22 protein-coding genes and 1 riboswitch are annotated in these 22,906 nt (G+C 42.1%); of the genes, 14 read left to right on the top strand and 8 right to left on the bottom strand.

Annotated features, from left to right (window positions below; all coding sequences use genetic code 11):
* Positions 1-56 precede the first annotated feature (56 nt).
* From NST65_RS15615 to NST65_RS15600, 4 genes are all read left to right on the top strand, one after another.
* Positions 57-1,334 (top strand): cation:dicarboxylase symporter family transporter, encoded by a 1,278-nt coding sequence (locus NST65_RS15615; RefSeq protein WP_024426051.1) that lies wholly within the window; start codon positions 57-59, stop codon positions 1,332-1,334.
* 18 nt (positions 1,335-1,352) lie between these two features.
* Positions 1,353-2,798 (top strand): aspartate ammonia-lyase, encoded by a 1,446-nt coding sequence (aspA, locus tag NST65_RS15610; protein ID WP_024426050.1) that lies wholly within the window; start codon positions 1,353-1,355, stop codon positions 2,796-2,798.
* A gap of 116 nt (positions 2,799-2,914) precedes the next feature.
* Positions 2,915-4,231, top strand: coding sequence for a sensor histidine kinase (locus NST65_RS15605; RefSeq protein ID WP_111926734.1), 1,317 nt, complete (start codon positions 2,915-2,917; stop codon positions 4,229-4,231).
* Positions 4,228-5,160: a response regulator gene (locus NST65_RS15600; protein WP_111926732.1), complete on the top strand. Its 933-nt coding sequence runs from the start codon at positions 4,228-4,230 to the stop codon at positions 5,158-5,160. Before NST65_RS15605 ends, NST65_RS15600 begins: the two co-directional genes overlap by 4 nt.
* A 19-nt stretch (positions 5,161-5,179) precedes the next feature.
* Here the strand turns inward: NST65_RS15600 and NST65_RS15595 are convergent, their stop codons facing one another.
* Entirely contained in the window at positions 5,180-5,785 is a 606-nt protein-coding gene (locus NST65_RS15595; protein ID WP_034280915.1) for a TetR/AcrR family transcriptional regulator, read from the bottom strand.
* Between the two features lie 89 nt (positions 5,786-5,874).
* Here NST65_RS15595 and NST65_RS15590 point away from each other — a divergent pair, with 89 nt between their 5' ends.
* A complete protein-coding gene (locus NST65_RS15590) occupies positions 5,875-6,423 on the top strand; it encodes a hypothetical protein (protein WP_034280914.1) in 549 nt (182 codons plus the stop codon).
* A 37-nt stretch (positions 6,424-6,460) separates the two neighbouring features.
* Here the strand turns inward: NST65_RS15590 and NST65_RS15585 are convergent, their stop codons facing one another.
* The 3 genes from NST65_RS15585 to NST65_RS15575 are packed head-to-tail and all read right to left on the bottom strand — an operon-like array spanning position 6,461 to position 9,028.
* Entirely contained in the window at positions 6,461-7,399 is a 939-nt protein-coding gene (locus NST65_RS15585; RefSeq protein ID WP_041115667.1) for a metal ABC transporter substrate-binding protein, read from the bottom strand.
* Between the two features lie 13 nt (positions 7,400-7,412).
* Positions 7,413-8,285, bottom strand: a complete 873-nt coding sequence (locus tag NST65_RS15580; protein WP_024423468.1) for a metal ABC transporter permease — start codon at positions 8,283-8,285, stop codon at positions 7,413-7,415.
* Positions 8,285-9,028 carry a metal ABC transporter ATP-binding protein gene (locus NST65_RS15575; protein WP_024423467.1) on the bottom strand — a complete coding sequence of 248 codons (744 nt, stop codon included), beginning with the start codon at positions 9,026-9,028 and terminating at the stop codon, positions 8,285-8,287. Before NST65_RS15575 ends, NST65_RS15580 begins: the two co-directional genes overlap by 1 nt.
* A gap of 412 nt (positions 9,029-9,440) precedes the next feature.
* On the opposite strand from NST65_RS15575, the gene NST65_RS15570 reads away from it, so the two are divergent.
* The 7 genes from NST65_RS15570 to NST65_RS15540 all read left to right on the top strand — a co-directional run bounded on the left by NST65_RS15570 (position 9,441) and on the right by NST65_RS15540 (position 17,711).
* Positions 9,441-11,540, top strand: coding sequence for a heavy metal translocating P-type ATPase (locus tag NST65_RS15570; RefSeq protein WP_041115669.1), 2,100 nt, complete (start codon positions 9,441-9,443; stop codon positions 11,538-11,540).
* 141 nt (positions 11,541-11,681) lie between these two features.
* On the top strand, positions 11,682-12,368 hold the full coding sequence (locus NST65_RS15565; protein ID WP_034280910.1) for a DsbA family protein: 687 nt from the start codon (positions 11,682-11,684) through the stop codon (positions 12,366-12,368).
* The gene (locus NST65_RS15560) at positions 12,365-12,778 is read left to right on the top strand and encodes a disulfide oxidoreductase (RefSeq protein ID WP_024423464.1); all 414 of its coding nucleotides are present in this window, start codon (positions 12,365-12,367) and stop codon (positions 12,776-12,778) included. Before NST65_RS15565 ends, NST65_RS15560 begins: the two co-directional genes overlap by 4 nt.
* A gap of 149 nt (positions 12,779-12,927) precedes the next feature.
* Positions 12,928-13,539, top strand: a complete 612-nt coding sequence (locus NST65_RS15555; protein ID WP_024423463.1) for a trimeric intracellular cation channel family protein — start codon at positions 12,928-12,930, stop codon at positions 13,537-13,539.
* A 309-nt stretch (positions 13,540-13,848) separates the two neighbouring features.
* Positions 13,849-15,864: a Na+/H+ antiporter gene (locus NST65_RS15550; RefSeq protein WP_041115673.1), complete on the top strand. Its 2,016-nt coding sequence runs from the start codon at positions 13,849-13,851 to the stop codon at positions 15,862-15,864.
* 62 nt (positions 15,865-15,926) lie between these two features.
* Positions 15,927-16,796, top strand: coding sequence for an ROK family protein (locus NST65_RS15545; RefSeq protein WP_034280908.1), 870 nt, complete (start codon positions 15,927-15,929; stop codon positions 16,794-16,796).
* 69 nt (positions 16,797-16,865) lie between these two features.
* A complete protein-coding gene (locus NST65_RS15540) occupies positions 16,866-17,711 on the top strand; it encodes an aldo/keto reductase (protein WP_039181397.1) in 846 nt (281 codons plus the stop codon).
* 39 nt (positions 17,712-17,750) lie between these two features.
* Here the strand turns inward: NST65_RS15540 and modB are convergent, their stop codons facing one another.
* The 4 genes from modB to NST65_RS15520 all read right to left on the bottom strand — a co-directional run bounded on the left by modB (position 17,751) and on the right by NST65_RS15520 (position 21,770).
* Entirely contained in the window at positions 17,751-18,416 is a 666-nt protein-coding gene (gene modB, locus NST65_RS15535) for a molybdate ABC transporter permease subunit (protein ID WP_061110087.1), read from the bottom strand.
* Positions 18,416-19,195 (bottom strand): molybdate ABC transporter substrate-binding protein, encoded by a 780-nt coding sequence (modA, locus tag NST65_RS15530; RefSeq protein ID WP_061110086.1) that lies wholly within the window; start codon positions 19,193-19,195, stop codon positions 18,416-18,418. Before modA ends, modB begins: the two co-directional genes overlap by 1 nt.
* Positions 19,196-19,310: 115 nt before the next feature.
* Positions 19,311-21,161, bottom strand: coding sequence for an LTA synthase family protein (locus tag NST65_RS15525; protein ID WP_098677561.1), 1,851 nt, complete (start codon positions 21,159-21,161; stop codon positions 19,311-19,313).
* Between the two features lie 123 nt (positions 21,162-21,284).
* Entirely contained in the window at positions 21,285-21,770 is a 486-nt protein-coding gene (locus tag NST65_RS15520; protein ID WP_034280902.1) for a metal-dependent hydrolase, read from the bottom strand.
* Positions 21,771-21,941: 171 nt separating this feature from the next.
* Here NST65_RS15520 and NST65_RS15515 point away from each other — a divergent pair, with 171 nt between their 5' ends.
* Entirely contained in the window at positions 21,942-22,370 is a 429-nt protein-coding gene (locus NST65_RS15515) for a MarR family transcriptional regulator (RefSeq protein WP_034280901.1), read from the top strand.
* 81 nt (positions 22,371-22,451) lie between these two features.
* Positions 22,452-22,595, top strand: a complete 144-nt coding sequence (gene sspJ / locus NST65_RS15510) for a small acid-soluble spore protein SspJ (protein WP_024423454.1) — start codon at positions 22,452-22,454, stop codon at positions 22,593-22,595.
* A gap of 121 nt (positions 22,596-22,716) precedes the next feature.
* Positions 22,717-22,895, top strand: a riboswitch (Lysine riboswitch).
* The last annotated feature ends 11 nt before the right edge of the window (positions 22,896-22,906 follow it).

Below are 22,906 nucleotides of genomic sequence, written 5' to 3'. Positions count from 1 at the left end.
CGTTAAGATGCGATTAAGCAACAAAGAAAGCGTTATCAATAAAAGGGGGTTCACGTATGAAAAAGTTAGGGTTAGCTTCTCAAATACTCATTGCACTTGTTCTGGGTGTTGTCGTGGGAGCGCTGTTTTATCAAAATGAAACCGTTATTAATGTGTTAACGCCGATTGGCGATATATTCATCCATTTAATTAAAATGATCGTTCTTCCAATTGTTATTGCTGCATTGATTGTAGCAGTTGCAGGTGTTGGAGATATGAAAACGATCGGAAGACTCGGCGGAAAAACCATTCTTTACTTCGAGATTGTGACAACGATTGCATTAGCAGTTGGACTGCTTGCAGCAAACTTGTTCCATCCTGGTACAGGAATTGATATGAGCAACATGGAGAAAGGCGATATCTCTAAATATGAAGAGACATCTAAGGCTTCTTCTGAAAAAGCGACTTTCTCAGAAACGTTGGTGCATCTTGTACCGACAAACGTTTTCCAATCCATTGCAGAAGGTGATCTATTACCAACGATCTTCTTTACAGTCTTATTCGGATTAGGAATTGCCGCAGTTGGAGACAAAGGAAAACCAGTATTAGGATTCTTTGAGGGTATACTCGAAGCCATGTTCTGGGTAACCAATAAAGTGATGAAGTTTGCACCATTTGGTGTATTCGCGCTCATCAGTGTGACGGTGATCAAATTCGGGGTCGGAGCGCTTCTCCCGCTAGGCAAACTGGTACTTGTCGTTTACGGTACAATGGCATTCTTCGTCATTGTTGTACTTGGCATTATTGCGAAAATGGCTGGAACAAGCGTCTTTACACTATTTAAAGTATTAAAAGAAGAAATCATTCTTGCATTCTCAACAGCAAGTTCAGAAGCTGTACTGCCTAGATTAATGGACAAAATGGAGAAGTTCGGCTGCCCGAAAGCGATCACGTCGTTCGTTATTCCAACAGGCTACACCTTTAACTTAGATGGAAGTGCCATCTATCAATCCATTGCTGCGATATTTGTTGCACAAATGTACGGCATGCCGCTTTCCATCTATGAGCAAATTACGTTACTATTAATTTTAATGCTGACATCTAAAGGAATGGCTGGTGTACCAGGTGCATCGATCGTTGTTGTCATCACAACTCTTGGTGCCATGGGACTGCCGCTTGAAGGACTTGCCTTCATCGTTGGGATCGACCGACTTCTTGACATGGTTCGTACAACAGTGAACGTATTTGGTAACTCACTTGCAGCCATTGTCATGTCTAAGTGGGAAAAAGTATTTGATCAAGAGAAATCGAAGAAGTATATTGAGGAATTAAAACAACAAACAAAAGCAGCGTAAAAAAGGAGATCTTTTCAAATGACGAAGCTACAGGACAAGCAAGTTCGAATCGAACGAGACTTTCTAGGTGAAAAGGAAGTAGACACTCAAGCATATTATGGAATTCAAACATTACGTGCAGTGGAGAACTTTCCAATTACAGGCTACCGTATTCATGAGGAACTCATCAAAGCATTAGGGATTGTCAAAAAGGCAGCCGCACTTGCAAATATGGATACACAGCGACTATATTCTGGTCTTGGAGAAAAAATTGTTCAAGCCGCAGATGAGGTCATCGAAGGAAAATGGAACAATCAATTTATTGTCGATCCAATTCAAGGCGGGGCTGGCACTTCAATGAATATGAATGCCAATGAAGTCATTGCAAACAGAGCGCTTGAACTACTAGGAAAGGAAAAAGGCGCTTATACTGAGCTAAGTCCAAACACGCATGTGAACATGTCGCAGTCAACAAACGACGTTTTCCCAACAGCGATTCATATTTCAACATTGAATATGATTGAAAAACTACTTTATACGATGGAAAACATGCATCAAGTCATGACCGAAAAAGCGCAGGAATTCGATCATGTCATCAAAATGGGACGCACGCATCTTCAGGACGCTGTTCCAATCAGACTTGGACAAGAGTTTAGTGCTTATGCAAAAGTTCTTGCTCGTGATATTAAACGTATCAAGCAGTCTAGACAGCATTTATATGAAGTCAATATGGGTGCAACAGCAGTCGGAACTGGATTGAATGCAGATCCTAAGTATATTCGCCAAGTGGTTGGCTACCTATCTGACATTAGCGGATTACCGTTAGTTGGTGCTGAAGACTTAGTCGATGCAACGCAAAATACGGATGCTTATACAGAAGTATCGGCTGCGCTTAAAGTATGTATGATGAACATGTCCAAAATGGCGAACGATATTCGTCTAATGGCTTCAGGTCCAAGAGCGGGCTTTGGTGAGCTGCACCTGCCGCCGAGACAGCCAGGTTCATCCATCATGCCAGGAAAAGTCAACCCAGTTATGCCTGAGGTCATGAACCAAGTGGCATTCCAAGTTATTGGGAACGATCACACAATCTGTCTTGCATCAGAGGCTGGCCAGCTTGAACTAAACGTTATGGAACCAGTGTTAGTGTTCAACCTGCTTCAATCTCTCAGCATGATGAAAAATGTATTCGAGTCCTTCGTGGACAACTGCTTGCGTGACCTAAAAGCAGATGAATCTAGATTAAAAGAATATGTAGAAAAGAGTGCCGGTGTCATGACGGCGGTGAACCCGCACATTGGTTATGAAGCGGCTGCACGAATTGCAAGAGAAGCCATCCTTACAGGTGCATCTGTACGTGAGCTTTGTCTGCAAAATGATGTGTTAACAGAGGAAGAGCTTGATGTCATCTTAAATCCTTTTGAAATGACAAAACCAGGTATTGCTGGTGCATCACTTTTAGAAAAGGATCGTTTAGAAGATTAAGCGGCATCATGAGAAGCGCACACCGGCAAAGTTCCGGTGTGCGCTTTTTCATGGAGGTTTGTTTTTCTTTAGCTCACATAGTATACTATCGTCAATTATTAGGGATGTGACTGCGTTTGAATCTACTGAAAAAATGGCTGAATACAGAGCCTTATTTAATTGTGCTGCTCATTGTACTGACGCCGATTGGCGGAGAGTTTAAATTTTATCCATTTGAGGACAGCTTTCGGGTCAGCTTTGGAACCGTTGTCTTTTTCTTTATCCTGCTTCAAATGAAAAGATTTCCGGCATGGGCAAGCGGCATCATCGCTGGGATATCTGTTTTTGCGTTTCGCGTGCTGCTTGATACAGCTGTGACAGGGCATCTTCCGCTTGAAGAGGCAGTTTCATTAAGATTTCCTTCCCTGCTTTATTATGTTGTCTATGGCACACTCTTTTATTTATTGAAGGTCAGACGTTTCCGCGATCAGCCATGGCTGATTGGCGCAACAGGCATCGTCATGGAGCTTTGCGCAAGCGTTGTTGAGATCATCGCACTTCGAGGCACGATGGATGAAATGTTAACGGTGCGGACGCTGTTTCAATTATTTGTTTTAGCGATTTTCAGAAGCTTTTTCGTGTTGGCTTGTTATACAATGATTCGCTTATATGAAGAGCAGGCGAGAGAGCGTCAGATGAAAAAGGAAAAGGAACATTTGCTGATGCTCCTATCAAACCTTTACACAGAATCTACATATTTCCATAAAACACTCGCACATGCCGAGCACATTACGGCCACATCCTATCAATTGTATCAATCCCTTCACCACGCAAAGGATGCGGAATCATTGGATTTGAAAAAGCTCGGTAAAACCGCCTTGCAAATTGCAGGAGAGGTGCATGAAATCAAAAAGGATAACCAGCGGATTTTTTCTGCCTTATCAAAGCTGATTCATGAGGAAAACTTCCAGGCTTATGAGAGTCCTTCTCATATCGCTGGGCTTGTCATTCGCATTCATGAAAATTACGCAGAATCTCTTAAAAAAAACATCGTCTTTCATTATGATGAAGATGGGAAGCATCCCGCCTATCACGTGTATACCATTCTATCTTTGTTAAATAACATCGTATCCAACGCTGTTGAAGCCATTCCTGTAGATGGAGAGGTGTCACTTTCTATTTCACAGAAAGAAAACCACGTGATTTTTCAGATCAACGACAACGGGCCGGGCATAAAAGAACGTAATCATCATGTGATTTTTAAACCGGGCTTCACTTTGAAATACGACCAGGCTGGGAATCCATCTAGCGGTATCGGGCTTGCCTATGTAAAGGATACAGCGGAGAAGCTTGGCGGAAGTGTTGAGATGAAGAGTATCCCAAATAAACAAACGATTTTCACATTAACGATACCAGTAGATCAAGTCAGTAGAAAAGAGGGGATTGGGAGATGAGATTTTTTATAGTTGATGATGATGAAGCCGTTCGTTCTTCACTGGCTCAGCTCATTGAAGATGAAGAGCTTGGCATTGTGGCCGGGGAAGCAGGGGATGGCGCAGAGTTAACAGCCAGCTACTTAAATGATTTGCACATTGATATCTTATGTATTGATCTATTGATGCCGGAAAGGGACGGGCTTGAAACGATTCGAGCGATCAAGGATGAGTTTCATGGGAAATACTTAATGCTGTCACAGGTTGAAACAAAGGAATTAATCGGACAGGCGTATACGCTTGGCGTCGAATATTATGTGACAAAGCCGATCAATCGTGTAGAGGTCTTAAGTGTCCTCCATCTGATGATTGAACGTCTTCATTTAGAGCATTCAATTGAAAATATTCAGCACTCACTCAAATCGGTCATGCAATTTCAGCAGCGCGGTCAGACGAAAACGAAGCAGCGGGGGAAAAGTCTTGCAGAGGCAGGTCAGTTTTTGCTGGCGGAGCTTGGTATTGTTGGTGAGAAGGGGTCTAAAGATTTATTAGATATGATTCTGTTTACAGACCAGTATTTAGCGCTGCATGCTGATCATCATGATTCCTTTCCTTCTTTAAAGATCATTTTCACTGGGATTACGGAGGATAAGTTAAGTGAGCCCTACACATCGGCAGACATCGCAAGAGAAGCAAAGGCAGCCGAACAGCGGGTAAGGCGTGCGATCAATCAATCATTGAAACACATCGCATCACTTGGGCTTACCGATTTTTCCCATCCAACGTTTGAAAATTACGCATCTAAATTTTTCGATTTCACCATCGTACGAAAGAAAATGAGTGAATTGACGAAAGAGATGAGCGGAAGAGAAGAACACACCCGTATCAATGTGAAGAAATTTGTGCAGGTGCTTTACTACGAAGCGAAACGTATTTTTATGGAAGATTAAAAAAAGACATGCTCTCCAATTAAGGAGACATGTCTTTTTTTGTGATGGATTGCAGGTGCATCTGCAGTACGGAGCGTATGAGCTGAGGCGGTATACGTTCGGGCTGCACGATTCCATTCAATGCAAGCCCATTGATGACCGCATAAAGCCGTTCGGTTTCTAATAAAAGATCGATATCATTTAGCAGCAGCCCATCCTCTTTCAATTTCATTAAACAATATTGGACCGTTTGGAAAAGCTCGTCATACATCTTTGCATTGAGCGGCTGTAGATCTGGTTCAGTCAGCGCCTTGACTGCAAAAGCCTGCCACACCTCCATTTCAAATTTTCTTTCTTCATCAAGTGGAAGAAGCTGCTCCAATAAAGTGAGGACATTTTCCTCCGTTGAACCGTTTAATGAAAGCCCTGTAATCCGCTCCTTGACTCTTTCTTGAATTAAATTCATAGAGAATAGAAATAACTCTTGCTGTGTGGAAAAATAATGACGCATAGAGCCGGCTGAAATTCCAGCTTCGACTGCTATTTTTCGTACAGAAGCGCTTTCCAATCCCTCTTGTTTAATCACTCTCATTGCAGCTTGAGCGACCTTTTGTTTTTGTTTATGGTGATCGACGATTTTTGGCATACATTGATTTTAGCATAGCTGTTGTTTTTTTAACACATCTGTGTTATTTTTTATTTAATACAATTGTATTAAAAAAGGATGTGGAAAAATTGGTCGGGTTATTGATTGTGGCATGTGAAATTGGTTTTTGGCTGTTTATTCTAATGGGCTTAACGCTGCGTTATGTGTTTAAACAGAAAAAGTTGGGTGCTTTCTTTCTTGTCTGTACACCGATTTTGGATTTAATCCTTCTTGCTGCAACTTATATAGATTTAAGGCAAGGGGCTGTGGCGAGTGTCATCCACGGGCTTGCGGCTGTTTATATTGGTGTGAGCCTTGCCTTCGGACATCAAATGGTGAAATGGGCAGATGCTAGGTTTGCCTATCGATTTGCAGGAGGTCCTAAGCCAAAGGGAAAACCAAAGTACGGGAAAGAGCGGTCTGTGTATGAAATGGTCGGCTGGGCGCGGCATTTCATTTCTTATGTTATTGGAGCGGGGCTGTTATATGGATTAACCTATCTTATCCAAGCACCAGAGCGGACGGAAGCACTGATGCAGCTTGTCAATACATGGGGGATGATCTTAACTATTGATTTCATCATTAGCATCAGCTACGTCATTTGGCCGAAAAAACATCCAGAAAATATAACAGGCTGACAAAAAAGACAGGCGGATTCACTCCACCTGTCTTTTCTTATGATGACAGCCCTTTGTAAATGGTGTCGATATTCCATTTCATCATCTTATAGTAGCTGTCTCCATCTTCACCTTCTTTTCCAATAGAGTCAGTGAAGACTTTTCCTTTGATCGGAACCCCGGTTTCCTCAGAGAGGCTTTCAAGGCTGCGTTTATCAACACTTGTTTCAAGAAAGAGCGCAGGAACTTGATGATCTTTGACAAAATGAATAATGCGCTTCATTTGTCCTGGTGTTCCTTCACTTTCTGTGTTGATCTCCCAAATATAGCCGGCTTTCAATCCATACGCCTCTGCAAAATACTTGAATGCACCTTCACTTGTGACAAGGAGCTTTTTATCTTTTGGCAGCTGATCAAACTTGTCTTTTGCTTCATCGTGAAGCGCTTGAAGCTTTTTGATGTAGACTTCTGCATTTTTTTCGTAATCCTCTTTATGCTCAGGGTCTGCTTGAATGAGCGCATCTCGGGCATTTTGGGCATAAATGATCCCGTTCTCTACATTCAGCCATGCGTGCGGATCCTGCTGGCTTTCAAGGCCTTTTGATGACAAATGCTTCACTTTGACGCCTTTACTCAGCTCGGCTACAGGTGCATCATCCCCGTCCTTGCCGCTCGATTCAAGCAGCTTTTGAAACCAGCCGTTTCCTGTTTCAAGGTTCAAGCCATTATATAGAACAAGGTCTGCATCCGTCGTATACTGAACATCCTTTGGCAGCGGGTCAAATTCGTGTGGATCTGTACCAATGGGAACAATGCTGTGAATAGAGACATGCTGCCCGCCTACTTCCTTCACAATGTCATAAAGAATGGAGTAGGTCGTGACAACTTTTAATGTGCCGTCATCTTTACCGGAATTACTTTGCTGGGTCGAACAGCCTGCGATGATCATAAGGGCAATGAATACTGCGGTCAAACGGATAGCAAATACCTTCTTCATATATGTCCTCCTTTTACATAGACGCTTCCTTTTTTAAGTGCGTTCGTTTTCGTTTAGATTTTAATGATCTCCATAGAATGCCTTGCTTTGGTGAAAAGATAAAGGCACTGCCGAATAAAATGGTCGCGACCAGCACGATGGAAGCGCCTGATGACAAGTTATACGTAAAACTAAGCCCTAGACCTACGACAGCAGAAACAGCACCGAAAAAAGCAGATAAATAAATCATGATCCATAGCCGGTCCGTTAAGAGATAAGCGGTGGCTGCCGGCGTAATCAACATGGCAACAACAAGAATAATCCCAACGGTTTGCAGTGATGCAACGGTCACAAGGGTCAATAAGGTCATGAGAAAATAATGAATCATACGATTCGGCAAACCGTAAACCGAAGAAATCACCGGATCAAATGAACTAATGAGCAGTTCCTTGTAGAAAACAATGACGGCTAGCAAAATAAAAATACCGATTCCCAGTGTAATCCACATATCAGATGATCGAACAGCTAGAACGTTTCCAAATAGAATATGATATAGATCACTTGAACTTTTCAAAAATGTGATCAAAATAATTCCGATTGAGAAAAAGGCTGTGAAGACAATGCCGATGGCAGAATCATTTTTTATGCGGCTGTTTTGACTCACATAACCGATCCCAATCGCTGTTAACACCCCAGTTAAAACGGCCCCGAAGAAAAAGTTAATTCCCAGCATATAAGAGATGGCGACACCTGGCAGTACGGCGTGTGAAATGGCGTCTCCCATCAGGGCCATGCCGCGTAAAATGATAAAGCAGCCGATAACGCCGCAAATGATGCCTACCATGACAGATGTAAATAGCGCTTTTTGTAAAAAAGCATATTCAAAGAGTCCGGTTAAAAATTCCATTACACGTCTCCTCCTGCTGATTTTAAGAATGGCAGCTGTGTTTCATATGCTTCCAGCATGATTTCTGGGCGAAGGATGTCGTGTACAGGCCCTGCTTTGATGAGTTTTTTATTTAACAGAACAAGATGGCTGAAATAATCATCTGCCTTACTCAAATCATGATGGACAACCAAAATGGTTTTCCCTTCATCTCGTAATTCCTTCAAAATGCGAACCATCGTTTCTTCACTTGCCATATCAATCCCGACAAATGGTTCATCCAAACAGAAGAGCTGTGCGTTTTGAGCAAGTGCCCTTGCAAGGAAGACACGCTGCTGCTGTCCGCCGGATAACTCACCGATTTGTCTTTTGGCAAAGTCCTGCATCCCGACTTTTTCTAAACAGTGATACGCATATGCCCGGTCTTCTTTTTTTGGACGTTTGATTAGTCCGAGCTTCGGATATGTTCCAAGTAGTACGGTATCCAGTACATGAATCGGAAACGTCCAATCTAAATCATTTCTCTGCGGTACATAGGCGATTTGTTTTCTGACTTGTTTAAAGGGCTGCTCAAAAAAACGAATATCCCCTTGGTCTTTTTCAATGAGATCCAAACATGCCTTGAGTAACGTCGATTTACCAGCACCATTTGGACCGATGATTCCTGTCATTGTCCCTTCCTGTATGGAAAGAGAGACATTCTCTAATGCATCCTGTCCGTGATATGAGACATGAAGACGGTCGATTGTTAAAGCATTTGACATCTCTTGCGGCCCCTTTCAATCATCATTGCACTTCCTAAAGATATATGCATACATTAAATAATTTTGACTAAAGGATGAAATGATTCACTAACGCTAATTTGTTTCCTTAGGGAAACTTTTATTTTATTCTAAGCTTATGTCCTTCTTTTGTAAAGAGAAAAACTGCAAATGATCGTTTTTATGTTATGCGGGGAGCGGGGGACATGAGCTTGGTTTATTGAAAATCCGTGTGACAGAATTGGACACAAAAAACCAATGATTTCTTCAGAAATGATTGACAGAAGACAAGAACTCCTCATATAATAAAGGTAATCTAATATATGAATATATGCTCATATATAAAGTTTTTGATTTTTAATAGGTTTCATCGATCCAGGGAACGTTACTTATCATATAGAAAAAAGGTGAGAACATGAAAAAAATGAAGGATGAATACGTATTAAGCGGTCTTGATTGTGGAAACTGTGCACGTAAAATTGAAACAGGTGTCAGCAAAATGGATGGCGTTGAAGCTTGTTCCGTTAATTTTGCGACAGGGACATTGACTGTCACACATGCAGATAAGCAAGAAACGATGTCAAAGCGTATTGAAAAAACAGTTCAGTCCATCGAACCTCATGTGAGTGTATCACCAAAAGAAGAGGGACATCACCACGATCATGATCATGGGACAAAGAATTTAAAAGCGATTGTGCTGAAATTAATTGGCGGTGCAGTTATAGGAACAGCAGCTTATTTTATACCAGAAGATGGCTTACTGAAATTTATCATGTTTTTCGCAGCGTATTTACTAGTCGGCGGTGATGTGGTTTTTAAAGCGCTGAAAAATATCGTGCGCGGCCAAGTATTTGATGAGAACTTCTTAATGACCATTGCAACTGCTGGCGCTTTTGTGATTCAGCAATATCCAGAGGCACTGGCAGTGATGCTGTTTTACCAAATTGGAGAGCTGTTCCAAGGGGCAGCAGTGAATCGTTCAAGACGATCCATTAGTGAATTAATGAATATTCGCCCTGAATATGCAAATCTCAAAGTAGGAAATGAAACAAAAAAAGTGAAGCCGGAAGAAGTAAAAGTCGGTGACCGTATCGTCGTAAAACCGGGCGAAAAAATTCCACTTGATGGTCTTGTCATTGAAGGATTTTCACTTGTGGATACCTCTGCATTAACAGGTGAGTCTGTGCCGCGGGATGTAGAAGCAGGGAAAGAAGTTCTTGCAGGATTTGTGAATCAAAACGGTATTCTTGAAATTGAAGTGCAAAAAGGGCTAAGTGAATCGGCCGTGACGAAAATTTTAGATTTGGTTGAAAATGCGAGCAGCCGAAAAGCACAGACAGAAAACTTTATCACAAAGTTTGCAAAATACTATACACCGGCTGTCGTTGTATTAGCATTGCTGCTTGCCTTTGTGCCGCCGCTTCTCATTCCATCAGCACAATTGTCTGACTGGGTTTACCGGGCACTCGTTTTCCTAGTGATTTCTTGTCCTTGTGCGCTTGTCGTGTCTATCCCATTAGGGTTCTTCGGGGGAATTGGGGCAGCTTCTAAACGAGGCATCTTAGTAAAGGGCAGTAACTATTTAGAAGCATTGAACTCTGTGAGTTATGCTGTATTTGATAAGACGGGCACACTCACAAAAGGGAACTTTACGGTGACCAATATCGTGACAACGAGCGACAAGTGGTCAGAAGAGGAACTGCTTTCTTTTGCAGCTTTAGCAGAAGCTCACTCCTCACATCCGATTGCTGAATCGATTAAAGCGGCATATGGTTCGCCGCTTGATGAAAGCCAGATCGAAGCCTATGAGGATATTGCTGGACATGGAATTAAAGCGACCATCAGTGGTTCACAAGTGTTAGCGGGTAATCATCGCTTGATGGAACGAGAAGGCATTTCGTATGAAAAAGAAAAACGAAGCGGAACAGTTGTGTACATGGCCATTAACGGTGAGTTTGCCGGATCGATCTTGATTGCAGATGAATTAAAGGATGATGCAATTGAAGCGGTCTCAGCTCTAAAAGCATCTGGCATTCAAACAGTCATGCTGACTGGTGATGCCAAGCAAGTTGGAACAGCGGTCGCCCAGCAAATTGGCATTGATGAAGTACATGCCGAATTATTACCGCAGGATAAAGTAACGAAATTAGAAGAAATTGATCAGAAAAAAGCGCCTCAAGAAAAATTATTATTTGTTGGGGACGGCATTAATGATACACCGGTATTAGCAAGAGCAGACATAGGAATTGCGATGGGCGGACTTGGTTCAGATGCAGCGGTAGAAGCGGCTGATATCGTCATTATGACAGACCAGCCGTCAAAAGTAGCAGAAGCCATCGCTGTCGCTAAACGAACAAGAAGAATTGTATGGCAGAACATTGCATTTGCTCTTGGAGTTAAAGGGGTTTTCCTATTACTCGGAGCATTTGGTATTGCGACCATGTGGGAAGCCGTCTTCTCGGATGTCGGTGTGACTGTACTCGCTGTTTTAAATGCCATGAGGGTAATGAAATAAAATTGTTAGGAAAAATTCATGAATACCATCTTTCATAATGAACCCCCTCTTGTTAAAATAGAAGAAGTTGGATAATGGCATTATTCTAAGCTATTATCCTTTTTCTTTTGAAGGAATGAAAAAGATAAGGTAGGTGCTTATGTGAGTAAAAAAAATAATCAATCATCATCCATTAAATTTGCTGTCATTTTAACCATTATCGCAGCTCTTCTCATCGGATTATTCGTCGTCATTGGAAATAACAACAGCAAAGAAGCACAAACGGTTGACAGTAAGCCTTCTATTAAAGGACAGCCTGTCATGGGAGATAAAAACGCAGCCGTACAAATTGTCGAGTTTGGGGATTATAAATGTCCATCATGTAAATCATTTGAAACAGACATTTTCCCAAAGCTGAAAGCGGACTACATAGATAAAGGCGATGTATCATTTTCGTTTATTAACTTGCCACTTCCTGTTCATGGAGATGGCGCAGTGCTGGCAGCACTAGCTTCTGAAGAAGTGTGGAAAGAAGATCCGAAAAACTTTTGGGCATTTCATGAAGCTGTCTATCAAGCACAGCCAGATAGTGAAGCAGAATGGGTCACGCCTGCTAAGCTGACAGAGCTAGCGAAAAAGACAACAAAAATAGATACGGACAAGCTTAAAGATCATCTATCAAAGAAAACATATCAGCCGCAGCTGAACACAGACGATCAGCTTGTGAACCAATATAAAGTGAATGCAACACCAACTCTTTTCATTAACAATAAACAAGTCGAAAACTTTTATGACTACGATGAAATCAAAGAATTAATTGATCAAGAGCTCAAAGGGAAAAAATCATGAAGAATAAGCTTGTTTACTTATACAGTGCTTGGATCGTTTCTATCGTTGCGACGATGAGCAGCCTGTATTTAAGTGAAGTAAAGAAGTTTATCCCATGTGATATGTGCTGGTTTCAGCGCATTTTCATGTACCCGCTCGTGCTTTTACTTGGAATTGCGACATTCAGAGGCGATGTGAAAGTGAAATATTACGTTCTGCCTCTGGCTGTTATTGGCGCTTGTTTTTCTATCTATCATTATATGGAACAAAAGATACCTGGCTTTGCATCGATTCGCCCTTGCCTGAGCGGTATTCCTTGTTCTGTTGATTATTTGAACTGGTTTGGTTTTATCACCATTCCACTGCTAGCTCTTATTGCATTTATTCTCATCATCATTAGTATGCTGCTGTTAAATGCAAAAGAAGATTGAAAGAGATAGCCTGCTTATAAGCGGGCTATTTTTTATTTTTGCAAAAAGATAAAATTTAAAGAAAATTTGTATTGCTTTTCACCTGTGTCAGATATACATTAAGGGAGTAGTGTTAGATGATCAGATAAAGGTAAGGAGATAAGCGGAAAATGGCATGGGAAGTCTTAAGTATCATTGGCATTGTCGCATTCGCTATTAGTGGTGCGATTGTGGCAATGGAGGAAGAGTACGATATTCTTGGTGTATACATTTTAGGGATTGTGACAGCATTTGGCGGTGGAGCGATTCGGAATCTATTAATTGGTCTTCCGGTGTCTGCTTTATGGTCACAAGGCAAAATGTTTACGATTGCCCTTGTATCCATTACGATTGTGTTTCTTTTTCCAAAGCTTTTGCTCAAGCACTGGAGCACATGGGGAAATTTCTCGGATGCGATCGGTTTAGCAGCGTTTGCGATTCAAGGCGCATTATTTGCTGTGCAAAGAGAACTCCCGCTCAGTGCAGTCATTGTGGCAGCCATATTGACTGGAAGCGGCGGCGGAATTGTGCGTGATTTATTAGCAGGGCGAAAGCCGCTTGTGCTAAAAGCAGAGATTTACGCCGTATGGGCAGCCCTTGGCGGCTTATTCGTTGGACTCGGCTTAGCGCAAGGAGAGCTTGCTTTATATTTGCTGTTTGTCATCCTCGTCGTATGCAGGGTTTGTTCCTACTTATTCAAATGGCGCCTTCCCGCCAGGTCTTATTTTTTAAATAAAGGGTAAAACGAAAAAGGGCGATTCCGCTCTTTTTTTTGTGTTTAATAAGAGCTGAATATCAGCAGATGATGGAGTTTTCGTGTAAAATAAAAGAAGGGTCTTTTGTTCATCATTTGAACAATACATATGATGAAAATTTTGTCAGCAGGCTGAATATCTGGATTCAGCCTTTTTTTGCCTAGATGGATTGTTATGTGTTGGTTTCACTTTTTGCGGAATACTAAAGAAGCACTTCTGAGCGGACGGATGTAATGAACACATCTTTGCATGTAAGCAAAACTTGACGAAAAATATACATAGGAGGGACATGTACTAGTGGAGATTTTTTTGGCAGTGCTCGTACTACTGGCACTCATAGCAGCATCTAATATTATCAATCGTTTTGTCCCCTTTATTCCCGTTCCGTTAATTCAAGTGGGCTTAGGAATATTGGTGGCAGCTTTTCCTTCAGGTTTACATATTTCTTTAAATCCTGAACTCTTCTTCGTTCTATTTATTGCGCCGCTGTTATTTAATGACGGGAAGCGTACCCCAAGGGACGAGCTATGGAAATTAAGAGCACCGATTCTTCTTTTAGCGCTTGGTTTAGTGTTTGCGACCGTCATTGTAGCGGGATATACCATTCATTGGATGATTCCAAGCATACCGCTTCCAGCCGCATTTGCGCTTGCAGCAATTTTATCACCGACAGATGTGGTGGCAGTAAGTGCTTTATCCAGCCGTGTGAATATGCCAAAGGGCATCATGAGACTGCTGGAAGGCGAAGGGCTGATGAACGATGCATCAGGACTTGTCGCCTTTAAATTTGCCATTGCTGCAACGGTGACGGGAGCTTTTTCAATTGCTCAGGCATCCTTTAGTTTTGTACTGATTGCAGCAGGCGGGTTATTGACTGGATTTATTCTATCCTTTTTTATCATTCGTTTTCGCTATTTCCTCCGCCGTTTAGGAATGGACGATGTCACAATGCATATCATCCTGCAAATCCTTACACCATTTGTGATTTATTTAGCAGCGGAAGAAATCGGTGTATCCGGCATTTTAGCTGTTGTGGCTGGCGGTGTGACACATGCCATTGAGCAAGACCGAATGGAAGCGAATTTAGCCAAGCTGCAAATTGCTTCATCAAACACCTGGAATATTATTTTATTTATTTTAAACGGCCTTGTTTTCGTCATACTTGGACTGCAGATTCCGGATGTTTCCACAGTTATTTTCCAGGATGAAGCCTTTAACAACATGCAGGTGATTGGCTACATCTTAATTATTACACTATGTCTCATGGTGCTGCGGTTCTTATGGGTATGGCTGTTCTGGGCAGGAAAATGGAGTGCAACGAAAAAGCAAAATGTGAAAAAGCCGAAGCTTCGCGCCTCGATGCTCATGACATTCTCTGGTGTCCGCGGGGCTGTGACATTGGCCGGTGCCTTCTCTATTCCATTTACGCTTGCGGACGGATCACCATTTCCAGAGCGGCACTTGATTATTTTCCTCGCAGCTGGTGTGATTTTATGTACGCTCATTTTAGCCAGTGTGTTACTGCCTCTTTTATCAGAGAAAAAAGACAAGCAAGTCGACGTGGACTTGGATACAAAGATTCAGCATGCAAAACGAAAGCTGCTGAGAAGTGCCATTAAAACCTTAAAAGAAGGAATGAATGAGGACAACAGGGAAGTATCCCTTGCACTCATCAATGATTACCGAATGAAGCTGAGAAATATCCAGCGTGAACCATACCAATTCGGGATGAGAAGACAAGAGCGAAAAATCAGACTGCACGGTATCAAAGCAGAACAGATGAAACTTCAACAATTAATTGAGGAAGAGAAAATTGACAAGGAAGAAGCCTATGAGCTGCAAGAAAGATTTCATGAGCTGGAAATGCTTTATTCAAACTCCTTCAAAATTCGCTTTTCAAAGGTGAAGTTTCTGCGCTTGCTTCAATGGCTGCAATTATGGCGGCCGAATCAGCACATTTCAAGCGGCATTTTAGAAAACGAGGAATCGTACAAACAAATCCGTAAGAAAACCGCTGAAGCTGCAGTAGATTCGATCAAACATCATATGACAGATGAAAACCAACAAACGTGCCACCAAGTCATTGGTTTTTACAATCAAGTGATTTTCCGCTGTGAACACGGTCCAAGCTTCTTCCAGCAAAAAGACCGTTCATTTGACCGGAAGAAAAAAGAGTTGAACTTCCAAGCTGTACAGACGATTCGAAATGAAATTCAAACCTTATATGAAGACGGTGAGATCAATCGTGATATTGCCCATCATTTAAGGGAGTATATCAATGACATGGAAGCTGTTCTGCTCACCAATACGTGATGTTGTCATCTTCTCCCCCATGTTTTATGATGAAGAAAGAGAACAAGCAGGGGGGATCAATGATGGCGTATTATGGAGCAATTGAAGCTGGGGGTACAAAATTTTGTTGTGCAATCGGCAATGAGCATGGAGACATCTTAGAGGAAATGACGATTCCGACAGAGCACCCGGAGAAAACAATACAAAAGCTCATTCCATTTTTTGAGCAGCATGACATTGCAGCATTAGGGGTTGGCTCCTTTGGACCCATTTGTGTTCAAAAGGATGATCCTTCATACGGTTATATCATGAACACGCCAAAAGTGGAGTGGAAGCATTATCCGTTCATTCCTGAGCTTGAGAAGCAATTAGGTGTCCCAGTATCTTTTACAACCGATGTCAATGCCGCAGCACTAGGTGAATTAACAAAGGGGGCAGCCAAAGGGCTAAGCAGCTGTTTGTATATCACGGTCGGTACAGGCATTGGTGCGGGAGCTGTTGTGAAAAATGAGCTTCTACACGGCCATTCACATCCTGAGATGGGACATATCCTTATCAGACAGGATGAATCGGATTCGTTTGCAGGTATCTGTCCGGCACATGGAAATTGTTTAGAAGGACTGGCAGCTGGACCAGCGATTGAGAAAAGGTGGGGGAAACCTGCCAAAGAGCTTACGAAGGAAGAAGCGGTTTGGTCACTTGAGGCGGATTATTTAGCGCAGGCGCTTATGCAGTACTCGCTCATTTTAAGCCCAGAGCGCATCATCATGGGCGGAGGCGTCATGAAGCAAAAGCAGTTATTCCCACTAATTCGTGAGAAGCTGGCTGCTTATGTCAATGATTATGTGGACCTGCCGCCGCTTGATACATACATTGTCTCCCCTGGACTTGAGGACAAGGCTGGCATGACAGGTGCGCTGCTCTTAGCCATCGAAGCGAAGAGAAACGCCTGATAATAGAGTTTTGAAGTACAACATGAGATAATGAAAGAGATGGAATCTATAAAAAAGGTGGTTGTTAAAATGGTCAAAAGCTTGAATGATACCGTAACATTGAATAACGGAGTTGAAATGCCTTGGTTTGGTTTAGGTGTATTCAAAGTGGAGGACGGCAATCAAGTGGTAGATGCCGTAAAAGCAGCCATACGAAACGGATATCGCAGCATTGATACGGCAGCTGTTTATAAAAATGAGACAGGCGTAGGAAAAGCGATTAAAGAATCTGGCGTGAAACGAGAAGACTTATTTATCACATCTAAAGTATGGAACACAGATCAAGGCTATGACAAAGCGCTTGAAGCGTTTGACGCAAGCTTAAACCGATTAGGTCTTGATTACTTAGACCTCTATTTGATTCATTGGCCTGGACCAAATGCAGATACATTTAAAGACACATGGCGCGCACTTGAGAAGCTTTATAAAGACGGGAAAGTCAGAGCCATTGGAGTCAGCAATTTCTACATTCAGCATTTAGAAGAGCTGTTAAAAGATGCTGAGGTTGTTCCAGCTGTGAACCAAGTTGAATTTCATCCGAAACTGACACTTGTTGAACTGCGTCAATATGCAAAGGAAAAAGGCATTCAAATTGAGGCATGGTCTCCGCTGATGCAAGGGAAGCTATTAGATCATGACGTATTGAAAGACATTGCTGCACGCTACAACAAATCTGTTGCTCAAGTCATCTTGCGCTGGGATCTGCAAAGCGGTGTTGTGACAATTCCTAAATCAATCAATGAAGAACGCATTAAACAAAATGCAGACATCTTTGACTTCGAGCTTTCCAAAGAAGACATGGAAAAAATCGATGCATTAAACAATAACGAACGCGTCGGCTCAAATCCAGAGACAATGACAGTTGGGTTTGAATAAATAATAAAATCCTCTTTCTTATATGAGAAAGAGGATTTTTTACGTACTGCTTCGGCGCACAGCCAAGAGCATGATAAAAGATAAGATCACAATACAAATCGTCCAGGCCCAAGCGAGCTCCATTCGTCCAGAATCAATCGCCACATAGATAGCGGTTGGGAGAGTTTGCGTTTTTCCCGGGATGTTGCCGGCAAACATTAAGGTCGCCCCAAATTCTCCAAGGGCTCTGGCAAAGCTGAGGACGCCGCCTGACAAGAGGGAAGGCAGGGCAAGTGGTACTGTAATATAGGCAAAGACTTGGAATGAATGAGCACCATCTACTTTTGCAGCCCCTTCAATATCTGACTCAATCGTAGAAAATCCAGCTTTTGCTGATTGATACATAAGCGGGAATGCCACAACCGTTGATGCAATTACCGCCGCCCACCATGTGAAAATGACCGGCTGGTGGAAGATCCATTCAATCACGCCTCCGATCATGCTATGCCTTCCGAATATGACGAGCAATAAAAAACCTACAACCGTTGGCGGGAGGACAAGCGGCATCATCAAGAGTGTTTCTACGATCATTTTCCCCTTAAATGATGTTCGCGCCATCCAATAGCCAATCATTGTACCAAAAACAGTTGCCAGCAGCCCGCTCACAACGGCAACTTGCACGGACAGCCAGATGGGAGATAGAAATTCTTCAGTCAGCATGGGCATTATGTCACTTGAAAGCCGTACTTTTTAAAAATGGATTTGGCTGCTTTTGATTGTAGAAATTGAAAAAAGGACTTGGCTTCCTCTAAATGTTCTGTCCCTTTTACGATCCCTACTGGGTAAATGATCGGGGAATGCATGTCCTGATTGGCTTCAGCCGCAATCTTTACTTTTTTGGAAACGAGGGCATCTGTCTTATACACAACACCTGCTTCCACATTTCCTGTTTCTACGTAGCTTAAAACCTGCCGTACATCCTTGCCGTACACAGTATTCTTTTTCACTTGATCCCAGATGTTCAGCTTTGTAAAAATCTCTTTGCCGTATGTACCAGCAGGAACGGATTCAGGTGTGCCAAGAGCAACCTTTCCTTTTATGTGCTCGACATCTTGAAAGCTTTTAATAGAGGAAGAGTGATCTTTTGGCACAATGAGTACAAGCTCATTTTGGATGGCATCCTTGATAAAATGTTGATCGATGTCTCCAGATTTCACAAGCTCATCAAAGGGCGCTTCAGCTGCAGAGAAAAAGAGATCCGCCTTTGCCCCTTGTGCAATTTGCTGCTTCAATGCGCCGGATGACCCGAAATTATTTGTTAATGTCACATTCGGATGCTCAACGTTAAAGGCAGATTCAATTTCTTTAAGTGCATCCTGAAGACTTGCCGCAGCTGAAATGACAAGCTCTGTTTTTTTGGTTGTTGTATCCGATGACTTCATCTCTGTTTGACACCCGCTCAGGAGCAAACAGATGGCGATGAAGGCGAAGAACGTATACTTCATGTTCACACCTCTTATTATTCAATATCATCTGTATCCTTTATTATAAGCAAACTTATTTGACCATTCATAGGCTTTCAGTAAAAAGAGAAAAGAAAAAGCCGCCAGAAGGCGGCTTTTATTGCTGATAAAAACGGAGCAAATTCCCATTGATCACTTTGTCTGATAAGGAAAGCTCTTTATTGGCTTTTTCGATATAAGGCTGACACACCTCATCCTGTTCAACAGGTTCTTTTGTTTTTTGATCATAGCAGGTGTTCTTTGTATAGAGATAATCATCTGTAATAAAGTTCCCGTTTCTCAAAACAGCAAAAGGCGTCCGTTCGTTTGAAAATAAGTCATTGCCAAATTGAATGGCATCCTTCGTTTCAATACCGAGTAAGTGCAGGAGTGTCGGCTTCACGTCGATTTGCCCAGCTGTTTCAGAGATTGTCTGCGGTGCTTGATCTGTGACTCCCGGAATGTAAATCAAAAAGGGAACCCGCTGCAATTTCACAGCATCATACGGTGTGATCTCATCTTTTTTGAGCAGCTCTGCCATTGCCTGATGATGTGCCTCGGATATGCCATAGTGATCCCCCATGAGAACAAACATTGTATTGTCATACAGTCCTTCTTCTTTCATACGGTCAAAAAAGTTCTTAATGGCTTCATCCTGATAGCGGACGGTCGTCACATAGCGGTTTAAAATGGCGCTGGACGAATCATATTCATCGATCAATTGATCCTTTGGATCAATTTCAAATGGAAAGTGATTGGTCAAGGTAATGAACGTGCTGTAATAAGGCGCCTTCAACTTTTTTAAATAATCAATGGATTGGTCAAAGAAGTCGATATCCTTTAAGCCCCAGCCAGTTGAATTCTGTTCATTGACCTGATACGAATCGACATCATAAAAGCGGTCAATCCCAAACGATTCATACATCACATCACGATTCCAAAACGTTTTATTATTCGCATGAAATTGGACGGATTGATAGTTCTCTTTTTTCAACTGCTTGTATAACGTGTCGTATTCGTTGTCACTAGCTGTGAAAAAGACAGCGCCGCTGCTAGATGGATAGAGGGAATTTGCGACAATAAACTCTGAATCTGACGTCTTTCCTTGCTCAGTCTGCTGATAAAATTCATCAAAATAAAAACTCTTTTTAGCGAGTTGATTTAAAAAGGGGGTGATGTATTGTCCATTCACCTTTTGATCAACGACAAATTGCTGGGTTGATTCGAGTGAAATGAACACAACGTTCTTGCCTTTAGCAAGTCCAAAATACTCTTCGTTTGGTGCACTGTAATCAGCCTTTGTGTAGTTTGCTACGGTTGAAAGTGTATCTTCATCTGCAAAGGCTTTTTGTCCAATACGCGCTGTTTGGGCAGCGCCGTCATACAGGTGGAACTGGAACAGCCCAAGGTTTCGAACAATCACTTCTCGATCATAAGAGCTTGTCAGAAAGCGAGGGTGATCCAGCATGGCTGAACTGACATGAAACAATAGAAAGCTGCAGCACACGGCATAATATGTTTTGATCGTCTTGAAGGAGGCTTTTGGCGCTAAAGGTTTGCGCTTTAACAGCCAAGCCAGCACCACGAAATCAATGAGCATCAGCAAGAACAGCGGGTGGAATAATTCTGTCATACTGCTGCCCATATCTCCCATGTTTTTCGCTTGGAATAATACAGGGATCGTAATGAAATCAATATAAAATCCATAAAAAATCGTATTCGATATGAGAATCGCCGTCAAAATCAAATTTGCGGTCAATAAAAAAACCTTTTGCTTCGTTTCATTTAAAAAAAGAGCAATCCCAAACAAGGGGAGCAAAAAGCTAAGTGGATTGATCAAAAGCAGCCATTCATGAAACAGATTGGCTGTTCGTATGTGAAATCCGAATTGATAAATGATGTATGTTTTCATCCACATGAAGAGGATGGAGTACACTAAAAACCAGTGATCTTTGAAAAACGCTTTCATTTATGTAGCTCCTCACCATTCTGTATTCAGCTGCAAGGCAAAAACACTTATCTTAAACCTACTAAAAAAATGAGGAATGATCAATTCATATCCTGTGTTTTTCGGAAATCTCTTTTTGATTCATTAGAATGGGATGGATATGCCGCAGATAACAGCGATGTAATAGCAGGTAACGACGGTAAGAGCAGCCAGTACGACTTGTTCTCCTGCGCTGCCTGTTTTGACATAGAAGGGAAGACGCACTTTAATGGAAGCTGGAAATAAAAATTTAATCCCGTTCACTGTTCCTGCATCCAGGATGAGATGACTTGCCATCCCGACTAGTAAACCGATACTTAGGCTGTCATTTGGAATGTATGTTGTCGCTAGAAAATAAATGATCAGCAAAAATAATAAACTGTGTGTAAACGTGCGATGACCGAACACACTGCTGATCAGTGCCGAGAGCAGCGGGAATTTTCTGCCGATTTTACTTTTTGTATGGCAAAGGTCAGGGATCAGGGCACCTGCTGATCCAGCGGCAGCCATTATCACTGGGTCGAATCCATAATAGTAGGCAACGGCTGTGGAGGCGGCAATTCCGCCCATGATGTGTGTTTTTCCTGTCATGATGCGTACTCCTGTTCTATCTTAGTTCAAGTACTCACTATATCAAGGGTGGATTCATTCAGCAAGGCTTATTTTCTAAAGAAAAAGAGGCCAAAAGGGTTGGCTGAATGGAAAAACATTCTATAATAAGGGGGAAGTCATGTTGATACTAACGATAAGGATGCGATTCGGATGGGTAATGCAGACATTTTAAAAGAAATTGTTCTTGTACATTATGAAGTCAGCCGTAAATTAAACCGCAAGTTACTTGAGTTAGAGAAAGACATCACGCCCCCGCAGATATATGCTCTTTCTATTTTGATACAAGGAAAAGTATCACATGCTGAAGAGCTGAAGCAAAGACTCTCCTTAAACCCTGGTGCAGCCTCTATTGCGCTCAATAAATTATGTGAGCAGGGTTATATTCAGAGAGAACGGGACAAGGACGATTCATCACTTGTTCGTTTAGAAGTCACGGAAAAAGGGATGGCGATTTATGAAAAGCATACACGTCTTTTCGGAAAAGTGATTCAGCATATGATGTCAGACTTCACAAAGGAAGATTTAAAAACCTTTCTGTCGTACTTGCAAAAAATGAGACAGACCTTTCATGATGATTGAGCCTCTTCCCTTGAATAAGTCTGAGCGCTGTAGCACAAATTAAACAGGCAACCGCATTTTATGAAAAGGGAGGAAACAGCGATGTCATTTTTCCAAAAGGATAAAAAGGCGAAAAGTGAGAAAAACCATCAGCAGGTAGATCAGCTGTTAGAGGAAGCAAGTAAAGAGCTAGCAGGCGACCCGCTTCAGGAAGCTGTACAAAAGAAGAAAAACAACCAACAATAAGCAGGTAAAGGGCAGAGAAACACTTCTCTGCCTTTTTTCTATGTTTTTCCCTTTGACAGATGTAAGAATGTTTGATAACCTTCGTGTAGTAAAAATGAATAGAAATCCTCACGCTATGTCTCAGTGAGGTAGAGGTTGCGCGGATGATGAGTCACTCATAGGAGAGATGGAATCGTAGATCATGAGAAAAAAGGCATCAGCGCCGAAGTGTAAAGAGAGCTCCAACTTTCTTTATGCTGGGTCTGCATTGAATAAATGCAGGACTGCCACGTCTTTAAAGCGTGGAGGGCTATCCGGAGATCAAGGTGTAT

It is taken from the genome of Bacillus sp. FSL P4-0248 (assembly GCF_038593305.1).
GTDB lineage: Bacteria > Bacillota > Bacilli > Bacillales > Bacillaceae > Bacillus > Bacillus safensis.
This window is presented reverse-complemented; position numbering and strand designations above follow the sequence as displayed.